The organism is Marseilla massiliensis, from assembly GCF_016899955.1.
GTDB lineage: Bacteria > Bacteroidota > Bacteroidia > Bacteroidales > Bacteroidaceae > Prevotella > Prevotella intestinigallinarum.
Window position 1 is genome coordinate 68397 of record NZ_JACJJL010000016.1, and the last position, 20797, is coordinate 89193.

A 20797-nucleotide genomic window follows, 5' to 3' on the forward strand; every position below is an offset into this window, starting at 1 on the left:
TTAATCGTCTGTTAGGTGCAAAATTACTCTTTTTTTGCATATCACACAAGCAAATCAAGGATTTAGAGCCAATAATTAAGATTTTATGTGACTTCGGGGGCGGTAGGCGGCACAGCCAGGGGACGGCTGCACCACCGGAGGGCATGCCGGCGGGAGGCCCGCTTGCCGTGGTAACAAATCGCAACAAAACAGGCGCGAGCCGGACGTGCAGCCCCCGGAAAGCCGCCACCCGGGGCGAACAAGAAGCCGAAACGGCCCATATCGGAGTGTGAAAGGGGCAGAACCGCGACGTAACGGAGGCCGCCACATAACACCCTGTGGCCCAGAGGATTGCGCAGCCATGACTAAACGGTAACAAAAACTTACAAACCCGGGCTGTGGCATGCCCCCGGCGGCGACCGCGGCCTGCAACTGTGGCATAACGAACAATATTGCAGAAGTACGCATGAATTATGGTTTAATCATGTTAAAACCTCTGTATTAGTGTAAAATAAACACTACATGGGCAAAAAAACAGGCAAATTGCTTTGCAATGTCAGAATTAAGCAGTAAATTTACAGCCTGTTAAACAAGAGGCAATATCTATAAACAATAACTAAAATACTATTTTTAAATGAACAACCTTAAGGTATCTATTGCAGGGCTCGGCATTGCTGCGGCAATGTTCACGGCCTGCACATCAGAGCATCAGACGGCTGTGACTGTCTCCGGACTGAACCCCGCCGCCTTCGACTCTGTAATCAACGGCAAGAAAACAGCCCTGTACACACTGACAAACAAGAGCGGCATGGAAGTTTGCATAACCAACTTCGGCGGCCGGGTGGTATCGATTGTCGTGCCCGACAAAGACGGCAACCCCACCGACGTGGTGCTCGGCTATGACAACCTGGCCCAGTATGCCGACACGGTGAACTCGCCAAGCGACTTCGGCTCGTCGGTAGGACGCTACGCCAACCGCATCAACAAGGGCCGGCTGACCGTTGAGGGCAAGGAATACCAGCTTCCGCAAAACAACTTCGGCCACTGCCTGCACGGCGGGCCCAGCGGATGGATGTACCAGGTGTATGACGCCGAGCAGCCCAACGACTCGACACTGAAACTGACCATCGTTTCGCCCGACGGCGACAACGGATTCCCCGGCACAGTAACAGCGACAACCACTTACACCTTATTAAATAACAACACGCTCGACATCAGCTTTGATGCCACGACCGACAAAGAGACCGTGATAAACATGACAAACCACAGCTACTTCAACTTGAACGGCGACCCGTCGACCGAAGGCATGGACATGGTGCTCTACATCAACGCCGACAACTACACACCGGCCGACTCTACCTACATGACTACCGGCGAGATAAGCCCAGTTGAAGGCACGCCGATGGACTTCCGCACACCGAGGGCACTTGAGCAGACCGTGAACGACACCACCTTCGAACAGATAAGGAACGCCAGCGGCTACGACCACAACTGGTGCCTCAACACCTACAAGGACGGGAAAGGCGACGACAAGACCGTTGCGGCATCGCTCTACTCACCCAAGACGGGCATTTTCCTCGAAATGTTCACCAACGAGCCAGGCGTGCAGGTGTACACCGGCAACTTCCAGGGCACAGGCGTAAGCTGCAAGCACGGCGTGAAATACCCGAAGCACGTGTCGGTATGCCTTGAAAGCCAGAAATACCCCGACTCGCCGAACAAGAAAGACTGGCCGTCGCCCTACCTCAAGCCGGGCGAGAAATACCACAGCCACGTGGCATACAAGTTCAGCGTAAAATGAAAGACACCAACAAACAGAAGCATAAAACACATACATACAACTTAAGGAAATGAACTGGAACACAAACGAATTCATTTGGCTCGACTGGGCTGTGCTCGCCGTAGGAGTGGTGGCCATAGTATGGGCAATATACCGCAGCATAAAGAAAGACAGGGAGAAAATGAAGGGCGCCGACAGCCAGGACTACCTCTTTGGCAAGGGAGAGCCATGGTATATCATAGGCGCGGCCATCTTCGCGGCCAACATCGGCTCCGAACACCTGGTCGGACTGGCCGGCACCGGAGCGAAAGACGGCGTGGGCATGGCCCACTGGGAGATGCAGGGATGGATGATACTAATCCTCGGCTGGCTTTTCGTGCCGTTCTACCAGCTGCTCAACACCAAGATGGGCAAGATCATCACCATGCCCGACTTCCTGAAGTTCCGCTACACACAGCGCACGGGTTCGTGGCTGTCGATAATCACCCTGATTGCCTACGTGCTCACAAAGGTGTCGGTGACGGCGTTCACCGGCGGCATATTCTTTGAATACCTGCTCGGGCTGCCGTTCTGGTACGGCGCCATCGGCCTCATAGCCATCACGGCCGTGTTCACCGTGTTCGGCGGCATGAAGGGCGTGATGACGCTGTCGGCCATACAGACCCCCATCCTCATCATAGGCTCATTCCTCGTGCTCTTCCTTGGCCTGAGCATGCTCGGCAACGGCAGCATAGTGGAAGGATGGTCGCAGATGATGGATGTGTGCAACGCAGCCCACGACGGATTCGGCACGACACACATGTTCCACACCAATCCCGACGACCCGATGTACCAGCAATTCCCGGGCTACGTGGTATTCCTCGGCGCTTCGATAATCGGTTTCTGGTATTGGTGCACCGACCAGCACATCGTTCAGCGTGTGCTCGGACAGACCAAGGGTGAGGACAATACGACCGTGATGAAGCGCGCGCGCCGCGGCACCATAGCAGCCGGCTACTTCAAACTGCTGCCCGTGTTCATGTTCCTCATACCGGGAATGGTGGCTTTCGCCCTGTCACAGAAAGCAGGCAGCGGCATCATCATGGACATAACCAACTCTCACGACACCGACGGCGCGTTCGCAATGATGGTAAAGAACATCCTGCCGGCAGGCGTCAAGGGCCTCGTGACCATCGGATTCATCTGCGCGCTGGTGGCATCGCTGGCCGCATTCTTCAACAGCTGCGCCACCCTCTTCACCGAAGACTTCTACAAGCCAATGAAGAAGGGCATGAGCGAAAGCCACTATGTGTTCGTTGGCCGCGTGGCCACGGTAGTGGTGGTGCTGCTCGGACTGGCGTGGATGCCTATAATGATGAACATGGGCAACCTGTATTCTTACCTGCAAGACATCCAGTCGCTCATAGCCCCGGCCATGGTGGCGGTGTTCACCCTGGGCATATTCTCGAAGCGCATAACGCCGAAAGCCGGCGAGTGGGGCCTCATCGGCGGCTTCCTCATCGGCATGCTCCGACTGCTGACCAACGTGCTCACCAACTCGGGCAAGGCCACCATGGAGGGTGCCTTCTGGGAGAACACCACATGGTTCTGGCAAACCAACTGGCTCATATTCGAGGTTTGGCTGCTCGTGTTCATCATTGTGGCCATGTTCATAATCTCGTGCTTCACGCCGAAACCCAGCAAGGAGCAGATTGAGGCCATAACTTTCACAGGGAGCTACAAGAAGGCCATACGCGACAGCTGGAACGTATGGGACGTCGTGGCATCGCTCGGCGTAGTGGCCCTGTGCGCCGCCTTCTACATCTACTTCTGGTAAGCAACATGCCACCGGGCCGGCACGGCACTTACGCCTGGCTGCCCCGGTGGCATCAATACAATCAAAAGAATACTGATGACAACATATTACGAAGAATATTCCAAAGTACTTGTGTCTGTCGACTGCATCATCTTCGGCTTCGACGAGGGTGAGCTGAAGATACTCATCGGCAAGCGCAAGATGGACCCGGGGCGCGACCAGTGGTCGCTCTACGGAGGGTTCATCCACGACGAAGAAAGCGTTGACGACGCAGCCAACCGCGTGCTGTTCCAGCTAACGGGCTTGAGAAACATATACATGAGGCAGGTGGGGGCCTTCGGCAACGTAGACCGTGACCCCGGAGAGCGGGTAATATCAATTGCCTACTATGCCCTGATAAACGTGAAAGACTACGACAGCAACCTGCAGGAGGAGCACGGGCTGAAGTGGGTGCCGGTCAATGACCTGCCGCAAATGTATTCAGACCACAACACCATGGTGGCCAAGGCCCACAAGATGATGCAGCGCAAGATATCGCACGAGCCTATAAGCTTCAACCTGCTGCCTAAGCTGTTCACGCTGACGCAACTGCAAAAGCTCTACGAAGCCGTGTGCGGCGAGAAGGTCGACAAGCGGAACTTCCGCAAGAGGATAAAGGAAATGGACTTCATCGAGAAGACAGAACTGATAGACAAGACCAGTTCGAAGCGTGGGGCCTATCTCTACAGGTTCAACAAAATGGCCTACAACGAAGACCCCAACTTCAAGCTGTAAACAAAACAAAAGCATACAATCATGTTAGAAGAACTGAAAGAAAAAGTATTCAAGGCCAACTTGGACTTGGTGAAGCATAACCTGGTGATATTCACATGGGGCAACGTCTCGGCGATAGACCGCGAAAAAGGCCTCGTGGTAATCAAGCCGTCGGGTGTGAGCTATGACACGATGAAGGCATCAGACATGGTGGTGGTTGACGTAAACACGGGCAAGGTGGTGGAGGGCGACCTCAACCCCTCGTCAGACACACCCACACACCTCGTCATCTACAGGGCCTTCCCCGAGATTGGCGGCATTGTGCACACCCACTCTACCTACGCCACGGCCTGGGCGCAAGCCGGCAAGGACATACCCAACATAGGGACGACACATGCCGACTACTTCCACGACGACATACCCTGCACCGACGACATGACCGAAGCCGAGGTGAAAGGCGACTATGAGCTGGAAACGGGCAACGTCATCGTGCGCCGCCTCAACGAGGGGGGCATCAACCCCGTGCACACACCTGGCGTGCTGGTGAAAAACCACGGGCCGTTCGCATGGGGAAAAGACGCCGACAACGCCGTATACAACGCCGTGGTGATGGAGCAGGTGGCCAAGATGGCATTCGTGTCGTTTGCCGTCAACCCAGCCACAACCATGAACCCGCTGCTCGTCGAGAAGCACTTCAGCCGCAAGCACGGCCCTAACGCTTACTACGGACAGAAGAAAAAGTAAAACCGGAACAAAAGACATAACAAAACATTTCATAACTAAAAACAGACAGACAACTATGGTTAAAGCATTCGAGAACTTAGAAGTATGGTTCGTAACAGGAGCTCAGCTCCTTTACGGAGGCGACGCCGTCGTACAGGTTGACGGTCATTCAAAGATAATGGTCGACGGACTCAACGAGTCGGGACGGCTGCCCATAAAGGTGGTTTACAAGGGAACGGCCAACAGCTCTAAGGAAGTGGCCGACATCTTCGCACAGGCCAACAACGACAAGAAGTGTGTAGGCGTCATCACATGGATGCACACCTTCTCGCCTGCAAAGATGTGGATTCACGGCCTGCAGATACTGCACAAGCCGCTGCTCCACCTCCATACACAGTTCAACGCAGAGATTCCATGGGACACCATGGACATGGACTTCATGAACCTGAACCAGAGCGCACACGGAGACCGCGAGTTTGGCCACATCATCTCGAGGATGCGCATACGCCGCAAGCTCGTTGTGGGATACTGGAAAGAGGAGAAGACGCAAGACCACATAGCCGTATGGGAGCGCGTGTGCGCTGCTTGGGCCGACGCACAGGACATGCTCATCATCCGCTTCGGCGACCAGATGAACAATGTAGCAGTGACCGACGGCGACAAGGTGGCCGCCGAGCAGGTGATGGGATACCACGTTGACTACTGCCCCGTGAGCGAGCTGATGGAATGCCAGAAGCAGGTGAAGGACGAAGAGGTGAAGGCTCTCGTGGCCGAATACTTCAAGCTCTATGACCACGACGCCGCCCTCGAGGATGAGAGCAACGAGAACTACGCCGTCATCTGGAACGCCGCCAAGGCCGAGCTGGCCATACGCGCCATACTGAAAGCCAAGGGCGCCAAGGGATTCACGACAAACTTCGACGACCTCGGACAGACCGAGGGCAGCCACTTCGACCAGATTCCGGGTCTCGCATCGCAGCGCCTGATGGCCGAAGGCTACGGCTTCGGAGCCGAGGGCGACTGGAAGTCGGCCGCCCTCTACCGCACCCTGTGGGTAATGAACCAGGGCATGGGCGGCGGATGCTCGTTCCTCGAGGACTACACCCTCAACTTCAACGGTGAGCAAAGCGCCATCCTCCAGGCACACATGCTCGAGGTTTGCCCGCTCATAGCCGCCGCCAAGCCACGCCTGGAAGTACATTTCCTCGGCATAGGCATACGCAAGAGCCAGACCGCACGCCTCGTGTTCACATCCAAGGTGGGCAAGGGCGTAACGGCAACAGTGGTCGACATGGGCAACAGGTTCCGCCTCATTGTCAACGACGTCGACTGCATCGAGCCCAAGCCTCTGCCCAAGCTCCCTGTGGCATCGGCACTCTGGATACCGCAGCCCAACTTCGAGGTGGGAGCCGGATGCTGGATATATGCCGGCGGCACACACCACAGCTGCTTCTCTTACGACCTTACCGACGAGTATTGGCAGGACTATGCCGAGATTGCCGGCATAGAGTGTGTCATCATCAACGACAAGACCACCGTCGACGACTTCCGCAAGGAACTGCGCTTCAACGAGGTTTACTACATGTTGAACAAGGCGCTTTGCTAAGCCCCGCGGCCTCAACATAAGCTAAAAGGAGTTCCAGGGCTGTCTCGACAGGCAGCCACGGAACTTCTTATGGTTACTTTCATCACCATACATTATCAACTTATAATTACCAATATGAATACTGACGCTAAATCAATTATAGAAAACGGCAAGGCCATACTCGGCATAGAATTTGGCTCAACACGCATCAAGGCCGTATTGATAGACCCTGAAAACAGACCAATAGCACAAGGAAGCCACACTTGGGAAAACCAACTGGTGGACGGATTGTGGACTTACAGCATCGAGGCAATATGGTATGGGCTGCAAGACTGCTATGCCGACTTGCGGAGAAACGTAAAAGAACAATACGACATAGAAATAGAAACCCTTGCTGCAATAGGCGTGAGCGCAATGATGCACGGATACATGGCATTCAACAAGCAGCAAGAGATACTGGTGCCGTTCCGCACATGGCGAAACACCAACACGGCCAAGGCTGCCGCCGAACTGTCTGACCTCTTTGTCTTCAACATACCGCTCAGATGGAGCATATCCCACTTGTACCAGGCCATTCTCGACAACGAGGAGCACGTGAAAGACATCGACTACCTCACAACGCTGGCCGGATACATCCACTGGCTCATCACCGGCGAAAGGGTGCTGGGCATAGGCGACGCATCGGGAATGCTGCCCATCGACCCGCAAACAAAGAACTACTCGGCTGCAATGATAGAAAAATTCGACAACCTGGTAGCCGACAGGGGATACCAGTGGAAACTGGCCGACATATTGCCAAGGGTGCTGCCGGCAGGCAAAAACGCAGGCTTCCTCACGCCCGAGGGCGCCAAGCGCCTTGACGTGTCGGGGCACCTGAAGGCAGGAATACCCGTTTGCCCGCCCGAAGGCGACGCCGGAACAGGCATGGTGGCCACCAATGCAGTCAAGCCGCGCACGGGCAACGTGTCGGCAGGGACGTCGTCGTTCTCGATGATTGTGCTCGAGAAAGACCTGTCAAGGCCCTACGAGGTGATAGACATCGTGACCACACCCGACGGCAACCCGGTGGCGATGGTCCACTGCAACAACTGCACGTCAGACCTCAACGCGTGGGTCAACCTCTTCAAGGAATACCAGGAACTGATGGGAATGCCCGTCGACATGAACCAAGTCTACGAGAAGCTGTACAACCACGCGCTCAAGGGAGCGGCAGACTGCGGCGGACTGCTGTCGTACAACTATTTTTCCGGCGAGCCTGTCACCGGCATGGCAGAAGGCAGGCCGATGTTTGTGCGCTCGGCAAACGACAAATTCACTCTGGCAAACTTCATGAGGGCCAACCTCTACGCAGCCGTCGGCGTGCTCAAGATAGGCAACGACATCCTGTTCAACGACGAGCACATCAAGGTGGACAAGATAACCGGGCACGGTGGTTTGTTCAAGACCAAGGGCGTGGGACAGCGCATCCTGGCAGCAGCGCTCAACTCTCCGATATCCGTAATGGAGACAGCCGGCGAAGGCGGACCGTGGGGCATGGCCATCTTAGGGTCGTATCTCGTCAACAACACGGCAAACCTGTCTCTGCCTGAATTCCTCGACGAGAAGGTGTTTGCCGGTAACCAAGGCACCGAGATTGCGCCGACACCAGAGGATGTGGCCGGGTTCAACGCCTACATCAAGAAGTACAACAGATGCCTGCCTATAGAAGAAGCAGCAGTGAAATACAACTGACATACGTATTATTAATAGAACATATCGACGAATGAGCAACAAACTCTTTGCCTGTGGACTGTTCCTTGCCGCCAGCCTTTATGCCTCGGCCGGCAACACAGCCCAAATCACCATATCGACCGACGGTGGGAAGAACATTATCCACAAGGAGATATACGGACAATTTGCCGAACACCTCGGCTCTTGCATCTATGGCGGACTGTGGGTCGGCGAGGATTCGCCCATACCCAACATCAAGGGTTACCGCAAAGACGTATTCGACGCGCTCAAGCAGCTGCAAGTGCCGGTGCTGCGCTGGCCCGGCGGATGCTTTGCCGACGAGTACCACTGGATGGACGGGATAGGCCCAAGGGAACAGCGGCCAAAGATGCAGAACAACAACTGGGGCGGAACGATAGAAGACAACTCGTTTGGCACACACGAATTCCTGAACCTTTGCGAAATGCTGGGCTGCGAACCATACATCAGCGGCAACGTCGGCAGCGGCACGGTAGAGGAACTGGCCAAGTGGGTTGAGTATATGACAAGCGACGGTGACACCCCGATGGCCAACCTGAGGCGCAAAAACGGGCGCGACAAGGCGTGGCGCGTAAAATACCTCGGCGTGGGCAACGAGAGCTGGGGATGCGGCGGCAACATGAGGCCGGAATACTACTCAGACCTCTACAGGCGCTATTCGGTTTACTGCCGCAACTACGACGGCAACAAGCTCTACAAGATAGCGAGCGGCGCAAGCGACTACGACTACAACTGGACTCGCGTGCTCATGGACAACATAGGCCACCGCATGGACGGCGTCTCGCTGCATTACTACACCGTGACCGGATGGAGCGGCAGCAAAGGCTCAGCCACCAAGTTTGACAACAATGACTATTACTGGACCATCGGAAAGTGCCTCGAGATAGAAGACGTGATTGAGCGCCACGCGCAAATCATGGACAAGAAAGACCCAAAGAAGCAAATCGGGCTGCTCGTAGATGAATGGGGAACATGGTGGGACGAGGAACCCGGCACCGTAAAAGGCCACCTCTACCAGCAGAACTCCATGCGCGACGCCTTTGTGGCTGCGCTGACGCTCAATGTCTTCCACCGCCACACCGACCGGGTGCGCATGGCCAACATCGCACAGGTGGTCAATGTGCTGCAGTCTATGATTCTTACCGACACCAAGGGAACCGGTCACATGGTGCTCACACCGACATATCATGTGTTTGAGATGTACAAGGGATTCATGGGAGCCACCAGCCTCCCCCTCACGCTTACATGCGACAGCATGGACGTCAGGGGCGACAGCCATGCCAAGGACGGGCGCCGCATACCCTTGGTGAGCGCGTCGGCAGCTAAACAGGCCGACGGTTCGCTAATCATCTCGCTGGCCAATGTGAGCCTGGACGAAAACCAAGACGTTGAGATTGCGCTCGGAAACAACGCTCCCAAGGCAGTTAGCGGACGGATATTAAGCTGCAAGTCGATTGCCGACTACAACGACTTCGACCACCCCAACGTCGTTGCGCCTCAAGAATTCAAAGGGGCAAAGCTCAAGAAAGGAACGATCAAGATGCAGATACCTGCCAAATCCATCGTGGTAATAAACGTTAAGTAACGCTCAACGGCATGAACAAAATCACCAACAAGACCATACTTGCCGCAACGCTTATGCTGTGCACGGCAGCCATTTCGGCTGCCGGAGCACGCAAAAGCCACAGGCAGACATCGCCATACAAAGGATACATATTCGCTTACTTTGAGGGAACGGGCGACGCCGACAAGCAGGAACACCTGAGGTTTGCCGTCAGCGAAGACGCGAAGAACTGGTTTGCACTCAACAAAAACCGCCCAGTGGTAAGCTCAGACACCATCAGCGAGAGCGGCGGAATACGCGACCCGCACATCCTGCGAGGAGAAGACGGCCACACGTTTTACATCGTTGCCACAGACATGAACACCAGGAAGCATGGCTGGAAGGAAAACCCGGGCATCGTGCTGATGAAGTCCGACGACCTCGTCAACTGGACGCATGCGAAGATTAACCTGTCTAAAGACTACCCGGAGAACTTCGGCGACGCCTACTGGGTATGGGCTCCGCAGACCATATACGACAAAAAGGCCGGCAAGTACATGATATACTTCACGCTGCAACGCAACGACCGCAAGTCGCTCATAACTTACTACGCTTACGCCAATGACGACTTCACAGGGTTTGAAGGCGAGCCCAAGGTGCTTTTCAGCGCCAAGTATGGCAGCATTGACAACGACATCATCTACAAAGACGGCACCTACCACCTCTTTTATAAAGGCAACACAAAGAACGAAGAGGGCAAGGAGGTGAAGAACGGCATACAGCAGACCACCTCGCGCAGCCTGCTCGGCAAATGGAAAGAAGACTTCAAGTATGTAGACTCTTACGCCGGCACGAAGACTCACGTGGAGGGTTCAAGCGTGTTCAAGCTCAACGACCGCGACGAATACGTGCTTATGTACGACCTGTATTCCAGCGGAAGGTATGAGTATCAGACATCAAGAGACCTCAAGACGTTTACAAGCAAACCGCAGTCTTTCAGGAAAGACTTCTTCCCAAGGCACGGAACGGTGACTTCGCTCACCGCCAAAGAACTTGAGCGGGTGCAGTCAAAATGGGGCTATGTGCTCAAACACGACATCGAGAGCAACGGCAACCCGATATTCAAGCACAAGTTCACGGCTGACCCGGCGGTATTAGTACACAACGACACGCTGTGGCTCTTCACCGGCGAGGACTTTGCCGGCAACCAGCGCGGCTACACCATGAAAGACTGGCTGGTGTTCTCAACCACCGACATGAAGCACTGGACCGAATACCCCGTGCCGCTCCGCCCCACCGACTTCAGCTGGGCCAAGAACAGACCTGCCTATGCCGGACACGTGGCAGAGCGCAACGGCAAGTTCTACTGGTATGTGAGCACCAACTCTGGCGGCATCGGCGTGGCCGTGGCCAACCGCCCCGAAGGGCCTTACACAGACGCCTTGGGCAAGCCTCTGCTCACAAAGAAAGACTGTTTCGCCTCAACCCACGGATGGGCATGCATCGACCCGGCTGTCTTCATCGACGACGACGGGCAGGCTTACCTGTTCTGGGGCAACCGGGAATGTTACTATGTGAAGCTCAAGGAAAACATGATTGAGACCGACGGCGACATACACCAGGTGGCCATCGACGCCTCACACCCCTTCACCGAGGCTCCTTGGGTACACAAGTACAACGGCAAGTACTACCTTACTTACGCCTCAGAATGGCCTGAGAAGATTGCCTACGCCATGGCAGACAAGGTGACCGGCCCATACGAAGTGAAAGGCATAATATCCGAAATTGCCGGCAACAGCAACACAACCCACCCTGCCATCGTAAACTTCCGCGACAAGTGGGTGTTCTTCTCCCACAACGGCGGCCTGCCTGAAGGCACGAGCTACAGCCGCTCTGTGGTGGCCGAACCGATGGAATACAATCCCGACGGAACGATAAAGAAAATCAATCCATCAACAGAAGGCATGCAGTTCAAGGAGTGGAGCGGCAACCCGATACTGCCGGGCATGCACGCCGACCCCGAGATACTGTACTCTGAGAAAACCGGGCGCTACTATATCTACTCCACCACCGACGGACATCCAGGATGGGGAGGATGGTATTTCACATGCTTCTCGTCCGACAACCTGGTCGACTGGCGCGACGAAGGCATAATACTCGACGTGTGCAAAGACACCAAGTGGGCAAGCGGCAACGCCTGGGCACCGGCAATCATCGAGAAAAAGGTTGACGGACAATACAAGTATTTCTTCTATTACAGCGGCAACGCAGGCAACGCCAAGGCCATCGGAGTGGCCGTGGCCGACAGTCCTACAGGGCCTTTCGTCGACTTGGGCCACCCCATTGTCAACAAAAGGCCGGCCGGACTGAAGAACGGCCAGCAGATTGACGTAGACGTGTTCAACGACCCCGACACCGGCATCGACTACCTATACTGGGGCAACGGCTACATGGCCGGAGCCAGGCTCAACCCCGACATGACGTCGATAGACACAACCACGCTGAAGCTGATGACCCCGCGGGGCGGCAGCCTGAGCGACTACAAATACCGCGAAGCCCCTTACGTGTTCAAGCGCAACGGACTCTACTACTTCCTTTGGAGCGTCGACGACACAGGCTCACCCAATTACCACGTCGTCTACGGCACGAGCAAGTCGCCGCTCGGCCCCATTGAGGTGGCTAAAGACCCCATCATACTAATCCAAGAGCCCGAATCCGAAATCTACGGCCCGGCGCACAACAGTGTACTCAAGGTGCCGGGGAAAGACGAATGGTACATAGTATACCACCGGATAAACAAAAACTACCTGCCCAAGGACAAAGGGCCGGGCTACCACCGCGAGGTGTGCATCGACAAGATGGAGTTCAACGCCGACGGAACGATAAAGCGCACGATACCTACCCACAAAGGAATCAAGGCAATCAAATAACCACATAAAAAAACAAACAATCATGAACGACAAGAAAGTTATGACACTTGCAGCCGACAACATACGCATACTGGCTGCATCAATGGTCGAAAAAGCCAAGTCGGGCCACCCCGGAGGAGCCATGGGCGGAGCCGATTTCATCAATGTGCTTTTCTCGGAATTCCTTGTTTACGACCCCGAAAAACCGTCATGGGAAGGCCGTGACCGCTTCTTCCTCGACCCGGGCCACATGTCGCCAATGCTCTATTCGGCACTCGCCATGCAGGGCAAGTTCTCGCTCGAAGAGCTGAAGCAGTTCCGCCAGTGGGGCTCGCCCACCCCGGGCCACCCCGAGCGCGACATAGAGCGCGGCATAGAAAACACGTCGGGTCCCCTCGGACAGGGACACACGTTTGCAGCAGGTGCCGCTATAGCAGAGAAATTCCTTGAGGCCCGCCTGGGCAAGGAGGTGATGAAGCACAAGATATATGCCTACATCTCCGACGGCGGCATAGAGGAAGAGATATCCCAGGGCACGGGCCGCATAGCAGGCATCCTGGGCCTCAACAACCTCATCATGTTCTACGACTCCAACGAGATACAGCTCTCAACCGAGTGCAACGTGGTGATGAACGAAGACACCGAGGCCAAGTACAAGGCATGGGGATGGAACGTTATCAACATCAACGGCAACGACGCCGACGAAATACGCGAAGCCATCAAGGCTGCACAGAAAGAAGAGAAGCGCCCGACGCTCATCATCGGCAAGACCGTAATGGGAAAGGGAGCGCTCAAGGCCGACGGCACGAGCTATGAGCACAACATCGGCACCCACGGCGCACCGCTTGGCGGCGACGCTTACATCAACACGATAAAGAACCTCGGCGGCAACCCCGACGACCCGTTTGTGATTTTCCCCGAGGTGGCCAAGATCTATGCCGACCGCCGCGAAGAGCTGAAGAAGATAGTCGCTCAGCGTCACGCCGAAGAAGCAGAGTGGGCAAAGGCCAACCCTGAGAAAGCCGCCCTCATGAAAGAATGGTTCAGCGGCAACGCACCAAAGGTAGACTGGAGCGTGCTCACCCAGAAAGAAGGCGCTGCCACCCGCGCTGCCAGCGCAGCATGCCTTGGCGTGCTGGCCGAGCAGGTGCCAAACATGATATGTGCCTCGGCCGACCTGTCAAACTCCGACAAGACCGACGGTTTCCTGAAGAAAACCCACGCGTTGCAGGCCGGCGACTTCAGCGGTGCGTTCTTCCAGGCCGGCGTGGCCGAGCTGACCATGGCCTGCATGTGCATCGGAATGTACCTGCACGGCGGCGTCATACCTGCATGCGGCACGTTCTTCGTGTTCTCCGACTACATGAAGCCTGCCGTTCGCATGGCTGCCCTCATGGAGGTGCCCATCAAGTTCATCTGGACACACGACGCCTTCCGCGTGGGCGAAGACGGCCCAACCCACGAGCCTGTTGAGCAGGAAGCCCAGATACGACTTATGGAGAAACTCAAGAACCACCACGGCAAGGACAGCGTACGCGTGTTCCGTCCGGCCGATGCCGACGAGACAACGGTATGCTGGGCCATGGCCATGGAGAACACCGAGACGCCTACTGCCCTCATCTTCTCGCGCCAGAACATTGCCAAGCTGCCCGCCGGCAACGACTACGAGCAGGCCCGCAAGGGTGCATACGTGGTGGCCGGATCAGACGACGATTACGACATCATCCTGCTGGCCGACGGTTCCGAGGTGTCAACACTGGTGGCCGGCGCCGAGCTGCTGCGCAAAGACGGCGTCAAGGTGCGCATAGTGAGCGCCCCGAGCGAAGGCCTGTTCCGCAGCCAGAGCCGCGAGTATCAGGAGAGCGTGCTGCCCCACGGCGCCAAGGTGTTCGGCATGACAGCCGGGCTGCCTGTGACCCTTGAGGGCCTGGCAGGGGCCAACGGGCGTGTGTTCGGCATGCCGAGCTTCGGTTTCTCGGCACCCTACAAGGTGCTCGACGAGAAACTCGGCTATACGGCCGAGAACGTCTACAAGCAGGTGAAAGACTTCCTCGCAGAATAATGCAGCCATGGAGACAAAGACAATAGGTCTGGCATCAGACCACGCCGGATACGAACTGAAGCAGTATGTCATTGAATACTGCAAGGCTCACGGCTATGCCTACAAGGACTACGGCACCCACTCTACCGACAGTTGCGACTATCCCGACTATGGGCACGCACTGGCCAGGGGCATTGAGGCAGGCGACGTTTATCCCGGCATTGCCATCTGCGGGAGCGGCGAAGGCATAAGCATGACTCTCAACAAGCACCAGGGCATACGCGCCGCCTTGTGCTGGATGCCTGAGATTGCTCACCTGGCACGCCAGCACAACAACGCCAACGTTCTGGTGATGCCCGGGCGCTTCATCGACAACGCCATGGCAAAGAGTATAATGGACGAATTTTTTGCCACCGAATTTGAAGGAGGGCGCCACCAGAAGCGCATCGACAAGATTCCGGTAGACTAATGGCAAACTCTGTTTATAGGGGCCGCGACGGTTGTCGCGGCCCCTTATTTGTTTAAGCATGCCATGAGACGCCTTGCCATCAAATTGAAACAATTAAGCCACCTCGCCAGCATGCCACCCCTACACGGCGGGCGCAACGGCTGCCAACCGCCCCCACGGCACTCAACCCAGACCTGGCTTCATGTTCCCAGATGCAATGCCTTTAGCAAATCACCACATTTGGGTATTGCCCGACGGCCACATTACCACTACCTTTGCATCGTGACAAGCCATCAAGGATGCAAGTAACAAAAGACCATATAAGGAATGACATAATGCAGGCCTCGGCAAAGTTGTTCTTGGCCAAGGGCTTCGCAGGGGTGAGCATGCGCGAGATAGCAGCTGCCGCACACACCGGAGTGGGCAACATCTACAACTACTTCCGCAGCAAGGACCATCTGTTCTGCAGCCTTGTCGCCCCGGCCGTCAGAGACCTCGAGACCATGCTCGAGGAGCACCATGGCAGTTGTGGCCGCGACATAATGGACATGTGCGACAAGAAATACCTCGACTGCATGGTCAGCCAGTACACCGAACTGATTGGCAACCACAGCCACCGCCTCGCCTTGCTGCTTTTAAAGTCGCAAGGCTCGTCGCTCGCCACATTTCGCGACCGCTTTACCGACAGGGCCACGTCACTGGTCAAGGCCTACTTCGCCGACATGAAGAACCGCCATCCCGGCATTTGTTCAGACGTGACCGACTTCTCGTTGCGCATCCACACCATCTGGATGTTCACCCTGTTTGAGGAAATCATCAGACAGAGAGTGGCGGCACAAGAACGCCGAAAGGCCATTACCGAATACCTGACCATAGAAATTGCTGGATGGAGAGAGCTCATGAAGATATGAGCTCTCTCCTTTTTTGTGAACAAAACCGCCGTACGTTCATTATTCAGCCTGACCGACCTACAGTATATAAACATAAACAACAAACAAAAATGAGAATGAAACTGATAAGCAGAATCTTGCAAAACACGCGCAAGCCCCACGGCTTCTGGGGCCGGATGATGCTGCGCGGAATGAACTGCGGCCACGCCAGAGTGGCCGAATGGGGCATGAGCATGCTGGAGTGGATGCCTCAGTGGGATGCGCTCGACATTGGCTGCGGAGGCGGGGCCAACATCAGCCGCATGCTGAAACTGTGCAGCCGGGGGCGCGTGTGTGGCGTCGACTTGTCGCCGGAGAGCGTGGCCTTCGCCCGGAAGAAAAACCGCCACGCCTTGGGCCGACGCTGCGCCATAGAGCAAGGCAGTGCCGACTTGCTACCCTACGCCGACGCTTCGTTTGACATTGTGACTGCCTTCGAGACCATTTATTTCTGGCCAGACCTCAACGTGGCATTCCGACAGATAGACCGTGTGCTAAAAGGCGGAGGCCTGTTCATGGTGTGCAACGAGGCAAGCAACCCCAACAACACTTTCTGGACCAACCGTATAGAAGGCATGACCGTACATTCGGCCGAAGAAATAGGCCACGTGCTGACAAACACCGGCTTCGATGACATAAGCATCAACTATGGCCGTGGCGAGGAGATATGCATCATCGCCCGCAAGCCACATGCCCGCACCCAGGCCGAGAAGTCCCGTCGCCAAGGAGCAACAGCCGGTTAGACGTCAGCCAAATAGGCTGCAGCTGCCGTGGCCGCCCATACTTAGCGCAAGCCGGAATCATCCGTTCGGCCGCACCGAACAGCCGGTATGGACGAGCAGACAGGGCAAGGCTGCATTCCGACTTGCCGACGGCATTGTCATGACACGGCAGACAACATACTTTGTCGTAAACCAAACTACACCATAAATGAAGACATTAAACAAACTGACTCACTACATGGGCAACCGCAAAAAACTATTCCCGGTTGCCATCATCCTGTCGGCCGTGAGCGAGCTGGCAGGCATCGCGCCATACATACTGATATGGCTTATAATGCGCGAACTGCTTGCCGGTTCGCCGGTGCAAGCCAACGGCAACATCGCGGCATACGCCCTGTGGACTGGCATTGCCGCCGTGGGCAGCGTGGCGCTCTATTTCGCCTCGCTTGCATGTTCGCATCTCGTGGCCTTCCGCGTGGAGACCAACATCCGCAAGGAGTCCATGGCCAAGGTGGTGGCCATGCCACTCGGCTTCTTCGACACCACAACGAGCGGCCGCATACGCAAGGTCATCGACGACAACGCCGGAGTGACCCACTCGTTTGTGGCCCACCAAATGCCCGACCTCGCCGGAACGGTGCTCGTGCCGGTGGCCTCAATAGCCCTGATCATGTTTTTCAACGCGCGGCTGGGCCTGGCTTGCCTCATCCCCGTGGCCATTGCCATGGCCATCATGGGCCACACCATGAACACGCGAGGGCGTGAGTTTATGGCCGCCTACATGAACCTGCTCGAAAAGATGAACACCGAAGCCGTTGAATATGTCAGGGGCATACCTGTGGTCAAGGTTTTTCAGCAGACGGTTTACTCTTTCAAAAACTTCTACAACATAATAATGGAGTATAAGCATACGGCCTCGCGCTACACCGGACTGTGGCAACTGCCCATGTCTCTTTACACCGTTGTCGTCAACAGTTTTGTCTTTGCCCTCATACCCGTGGCAATATTGCTCTCCACGGGCGGCGAGAGCCTGGCCGGAGTGATGCTCGACATGCTGCTGTTCATACTCATCACTCCCGTATTCTCACAGAGCATAATGCGCAGCATGTACATAGGGCAGGCCGTGGGCCAGGCAGCCGAAGCCATAGACCGGCTCGACAGCATGCTCGCTTTCAGGCCGCTTGCTCAAAGCCGGCAGCCAAAGCGCCCCACTTCATTCGACGTCCGGTTCGACAACGTGACGTTCCGATACCCAGGCATGACGGTCAATGCCGTCAGCTCTGTAAGCTTCTGCATACCAGCCGGCAAGCGGGTGGCACTGGTCGGTGCCTCTGGCAGCGGCAAGACCACCCTGGCCCGCCTTGTACCAAGGTTCTGGGAAGCGTCGTCGGGCAATGTCCTCATCGGGGGAATCAACGTCAAAGACATTGCGACCGACGAACTGATGCGCAACGTATCGTTTGTTTTCCAAAACTCGCGACTGTTCAAGACCACTATACTCGACAACATTCGTTACGGCCGCCCTGACGCCACCATAAGCGAGGTGAGCCGGGCTGCGGAAATGGCGCAGTGCAGCGAGATAATAAACCGGCTGCCGCAGGGACTCAACACAAGGATAGGTGCCGGCGGGACTTACCTGTCGGGCGGCGAGCAACAGCGCATAGTGCTCGCAAGGGCATTCCTGAAAGACGCCCCTATAATAGTGCTCGACGAGGCCACGGCCTTTGCCGACCCGGAAAACGAGCACCTGATACACGGCGCCCTGCGACGCCTGACGCGCGGCAAGACTGTGCTGACCATTGCCCACAGGCTGAACAGCGTGACCGATGCCGACGAAATAATAGTGATGGATGGCGGCAAGGTGGCCGAAAGGGGAAGCCACGACGACCTGGTGGCTGCCGGCGGACTGTACAGCCGCATGTGGAATGAATACCGCCAATCGGTTAGATGGACTTTGAACGGAAAGGAGGCAAAACGATGATTAAGATGCTCATGGCTCGCCTGGCCCTGTCGGAACAGGGCGCGAGAGACTTGCTAAAAGGCGTATGGTGGACGACGCTGTTAGACATTGCGCTCATGCTGCCGGTGGTGCTTACGTTCCTCTTTCTTGACGATTGGCTGGGGCCGGTGCTCGCCCCGGGCTCTGACACCGCCCACGGACTGGCATACTACTCTGCTATGGGCCTGGCTTTCATGGCCGTGATGTATGCCATAGCCGTCAAACAATACCGTAGCACGTACACGTCGGTCTACGGCGAGAGCGCCAACAGGCGCATTGCGCTGGCCGAGAAACTGCGCAAGCTGCCGCTGGCTTTCTTCGGCGAGAAAAACCTTTCTGACCTCACGGCCACGATAATGGACGACTGCACCGACCTTGAACACACATTCTCTCACTCTGTGCCGCAGCTGATGGCCTCGCTGATAAGCATAGCGCTCATCACCGCCGGGCTGATGGCCTACGACTGGAGGCTCGCGCTTAGCCTTGCGTGGGTGGTTCCAGTGGCCTTCGGGGTGCTTGCCGTGGCGAAGGGGCAGATGAAACGCTCAAACCAGACGAACTATGCCAACAAGAGGAAAGTGAGCGAGCACATACAGGAAGGCCTCGACCTTATGCAGGAGATAAAGGCCTACAGCATGGAAAAAGCCTACACCGACGAGCTGGACCGCAAGGCCGACGCCTATGAGAAGGCCATGACGCGAGGCGAACTGCTGCTCGGGATGACGGTCAACGGGGCGCAAAGCCTGCTAAAGCTTGGACTGCCGAGCGTAATCTCCGCAGGGGCCTGGATGCTGGCCACGGGCCGGACTGACGTCATGACCTACCTGATGTTCCTTGTCATAGGCTCGCGCATATATGCCCCTCTCAACGAAGTGCTCAACAACCTGGCTGTGCTGGTGTTCCTCGACGTGCGCATTGACAGGATGAAAGAAATGGAGTCGATGCCCGCCCTGCAGGGCAGCAGCACCTTCAAGCTGGCAAACTTTGACATCTGCTTCGACAATGTGACGTTCGCATACGAAGAAGGCAAGCAGGTGCTGAGGGGAGTTTCGTTCACGGCCAGGCAAGGAGAGACGACGGCGCTCATAGGTCCATCGGGCGGAGGGAAGACCACCGCGGCCAAGCTCGCGGCCCGTTTCTGGGACCCGCAGGGCGGACGCATAACGCTGGGCGGCACCGACATCAAGACGGTTGAGCCCGAGACGCTGTTAAAACACTTTGCCGTGGTGTTCCAAGACGTGGTGCTTTTCAATGCCACGGTGATGGAAAACATACGCATCGGGCGCCGCAATGCCACCGACGCTGAAGTGGTCAGAGCGGCACGCCTCGCACGCTGTGACGAGTTTGTAAGCCGTTTGCCCGACGGATACGCCACCGTCATAGGCGAAAACGGCGAAACCCTTTCGGGCGGCGAGCGCCAACGCATATCCATTGCGCGCGCCATGCTGAAAGACGCGCCCATCATACTGCTCGACGAAGCCACCGCGTCGCTCGACGTTGAAAACGAGACAATGATACAGGCGGGGCTGTCTGAACTCGTAAAAGACAAGACAGTAATCATCATTGCCCATCGGATGAGGACAATAGCCGAAGCCGACAGGATTGTAACGCTGGAAAACGGAACCATCACCGAGAACCTTACGGCCGTGGAGCGGGGCAAGAGCAACGGTTATTTCGCCCGCATGCTTAAGCAGCAAGTCACCGACGCCGTTTGACGGTATGCCTCGCCATGACGCCCCACCGGCCGCTTGCAGGCATGCAAGGCCGGCCGCACCACAAGCCGGGCCCGGCTGGCAAGCTGCCGGCAGTGGCGCCACGCCTTGGGCGAGTCATGCCTGACAC

General features: G+C 56.3%; 13 protein-coding genes and 2 pseudogenes. All 15 read left to right on the forward strand.

Annotation, left to right across the window (positions count from 1 at the left end; genetic code table 11):
- Positions 1–613: 613 nt before the first annotated feature.
- The 15 genes and pseudogenes from H6B30_RS10325 (at position 614) to H6B30_RS10390 (ending at position 20670) form a co-directional block, all read left to right on the forward strand.
- Positions 614–1780 carry an aldose epimerase family protein gene (locus H6B30_RS10325; protein ID WP_205110290.1) on the forward strand — a complete coding sequence of 389 codons (1167 nt, stop codon included), beginning with the start codon at positions 614–616 and terminating at the stop codon, positions 1778–1780.
- Positions 1781–1829: 49 nt separating this feature from the next.
- On the forward strand, positions 1830–3575 hold the full coding sequence (locus tag H6B30_RS10330; protein WP_205110292.1) for a sodium:solute symporter: 1746 nt from the start codon (positions 1830–1832) through the stop codon (positions 3573–3575).
- A 75-nt stretch (positions 3576–3650) separates the two neighbouring features.
- On the forward strand, positions 3651–4328 hold the full coding sequence (locus H6B30_RS10335; RefSeq protein WP_205110294.1) for an NUDIX hydrolase: 678 nt from the start codon (positions 3651–3653) through the stop codon (positions 4326–4328).
- A 21-nt stretch (positions 4329–4349) separates the two neighbouring features.
- Entirely contained in the window at positions 4350–5051 is a 702-nt protein-coding gene (locus H6B30_RS10340) for an L-ribulose-5-phosphate 4-epimerase (protein ID WP_205110296.1), read from the forward strand.
- A gap of 55 nt (positions 5052–5106) precedes the next feature.
- Positions 5107–6636 carry an L-arabinose isomerase gene (araA, locus tag H6B30_RS10345; RefSeq protein ID WP_205110298.1) on the forward strand — a complete coding sequence of 510 codons (1530 nt, stop codon included), beginning with the start codon at positions 5107–5109 and terminating at the stop codon, positions 6634–6636.
- A gap of 114 nt (positions 6637–6750) precedes the next feature.
- Positions 6751–8346 carry a xylulokinase gene (locus H6B30_RS10350; RefSeq protein ID WP_205110300.1) on the forward strand — a complete coding sequence of 532 codons (1596 nt, stop codon included), beginning with the start codon at positions 6751–6753 and terminating at the stop codon, positions 8344–8346.
- Positions 8347–8377: 31 nt separating this feature from the next.
- Positions 8378–9949 (forward strand): alpha-N-arabinofuranosidase, encoded by a 1572-nt coding sequence (locus H6B30_RS10355; RefSeq protein ID WP_205110302.1) that lies wholly within the window; start codon positions 8378–8380, stop codon positions 9947–9949.
- 53 nt (positions 9950–10002) lie between these two features.
- Positions 10003–11832 (forward strand): annotated as a pseudogene (locus tag H6B30_RS10360) (family 43 glycosylhydrolase); the annotation flags it as partial.
- A 63-nt stretch (positions 11833–11895) separates the two neighbouring features.
- Positions 11896–12837: pseudogene (locus H6B30_RS16365) on the forward strand (family 43 glycosylhydrolase); the annotation flags it as partial.
- Between the two features lie 22 nt (positions 12838–12859).
- Complete coding sequence (locus H6B30_RS10365) at positions 12860–14878, forward strand: transketolase family protein (RefSeq protein WP_205110304.1); 2019 nt, start codon at positions 12860–12862, stop codon at positions 14876–14878.
- Between the two features lie 7 nt (positions 14879–14885).
- Positions 14886–15326 (forward strand): ribose 5-phosphate isomerase B, encoded by a 441-nt coding sequence (gene rpiB, locus H6B30_RS10370; protein ID WP_205110306.1) that lies wholly within the window; start codon positions 14886–14888, stop codon positions 15324–15326.
- A 278-nt stretch (positions 15327–15604) separates the two neighbouring features.
- Complete coding sequence (locus tag H6B30_RS10375) at positions 15605–16216, forward strand: TetR/AcrR family transcriptional regulator (protein WP_205110308.1); 612 nt, start codon at positions 15605–15607, stop codon at positions 16214–16216.
- Positions 16213–16977 carry a class I SAM-dependent methyltransferase gene (locus H6B30_RS10380; RefSeq protein ID WP_205110339.1) on the forward strand — a complete coding sequence of 255 codons (765 nt, stop codon included), beginning with the start codon at positions 16213–16215 and terminating at the stop codon, positions 16975–16977. The genes H6B30_RS10375 and H6B30_RS10380 overlap by 4 nt, the downstream gene beginning before the upstream one ends.
- Before the next feature lie 187 nt (positions 16978–17164).
- Positions 17165–18937, forward strand: coding sequence for an ABC transporter ATP-binding protein (locus H6B30_RS10385; protein WP_205110310.1), 1773 nt, complete (start codon positions 17165–17167; stop codon positions 18935–18937).
- Positions 18934–20670 carry an ABC transporter ATP-binding protein gene (locus tag H6B30_RS10390; RefSeq protein ID WP_205110312.1) on the forward strand — a complete coding sequence of 579 codons (1737 nt, stop codon included), beginning with the start codon at positions 18934–18936 and terminating at the stop codon, positions 20668–20670. The genes H6B30_RS10385 and H6B30_RS10390 overlap by 4 nt, the downstream gene beginning before the upstream one ends.
- Positions 20671–20797 lie beyond the last annotated feature (127 nt).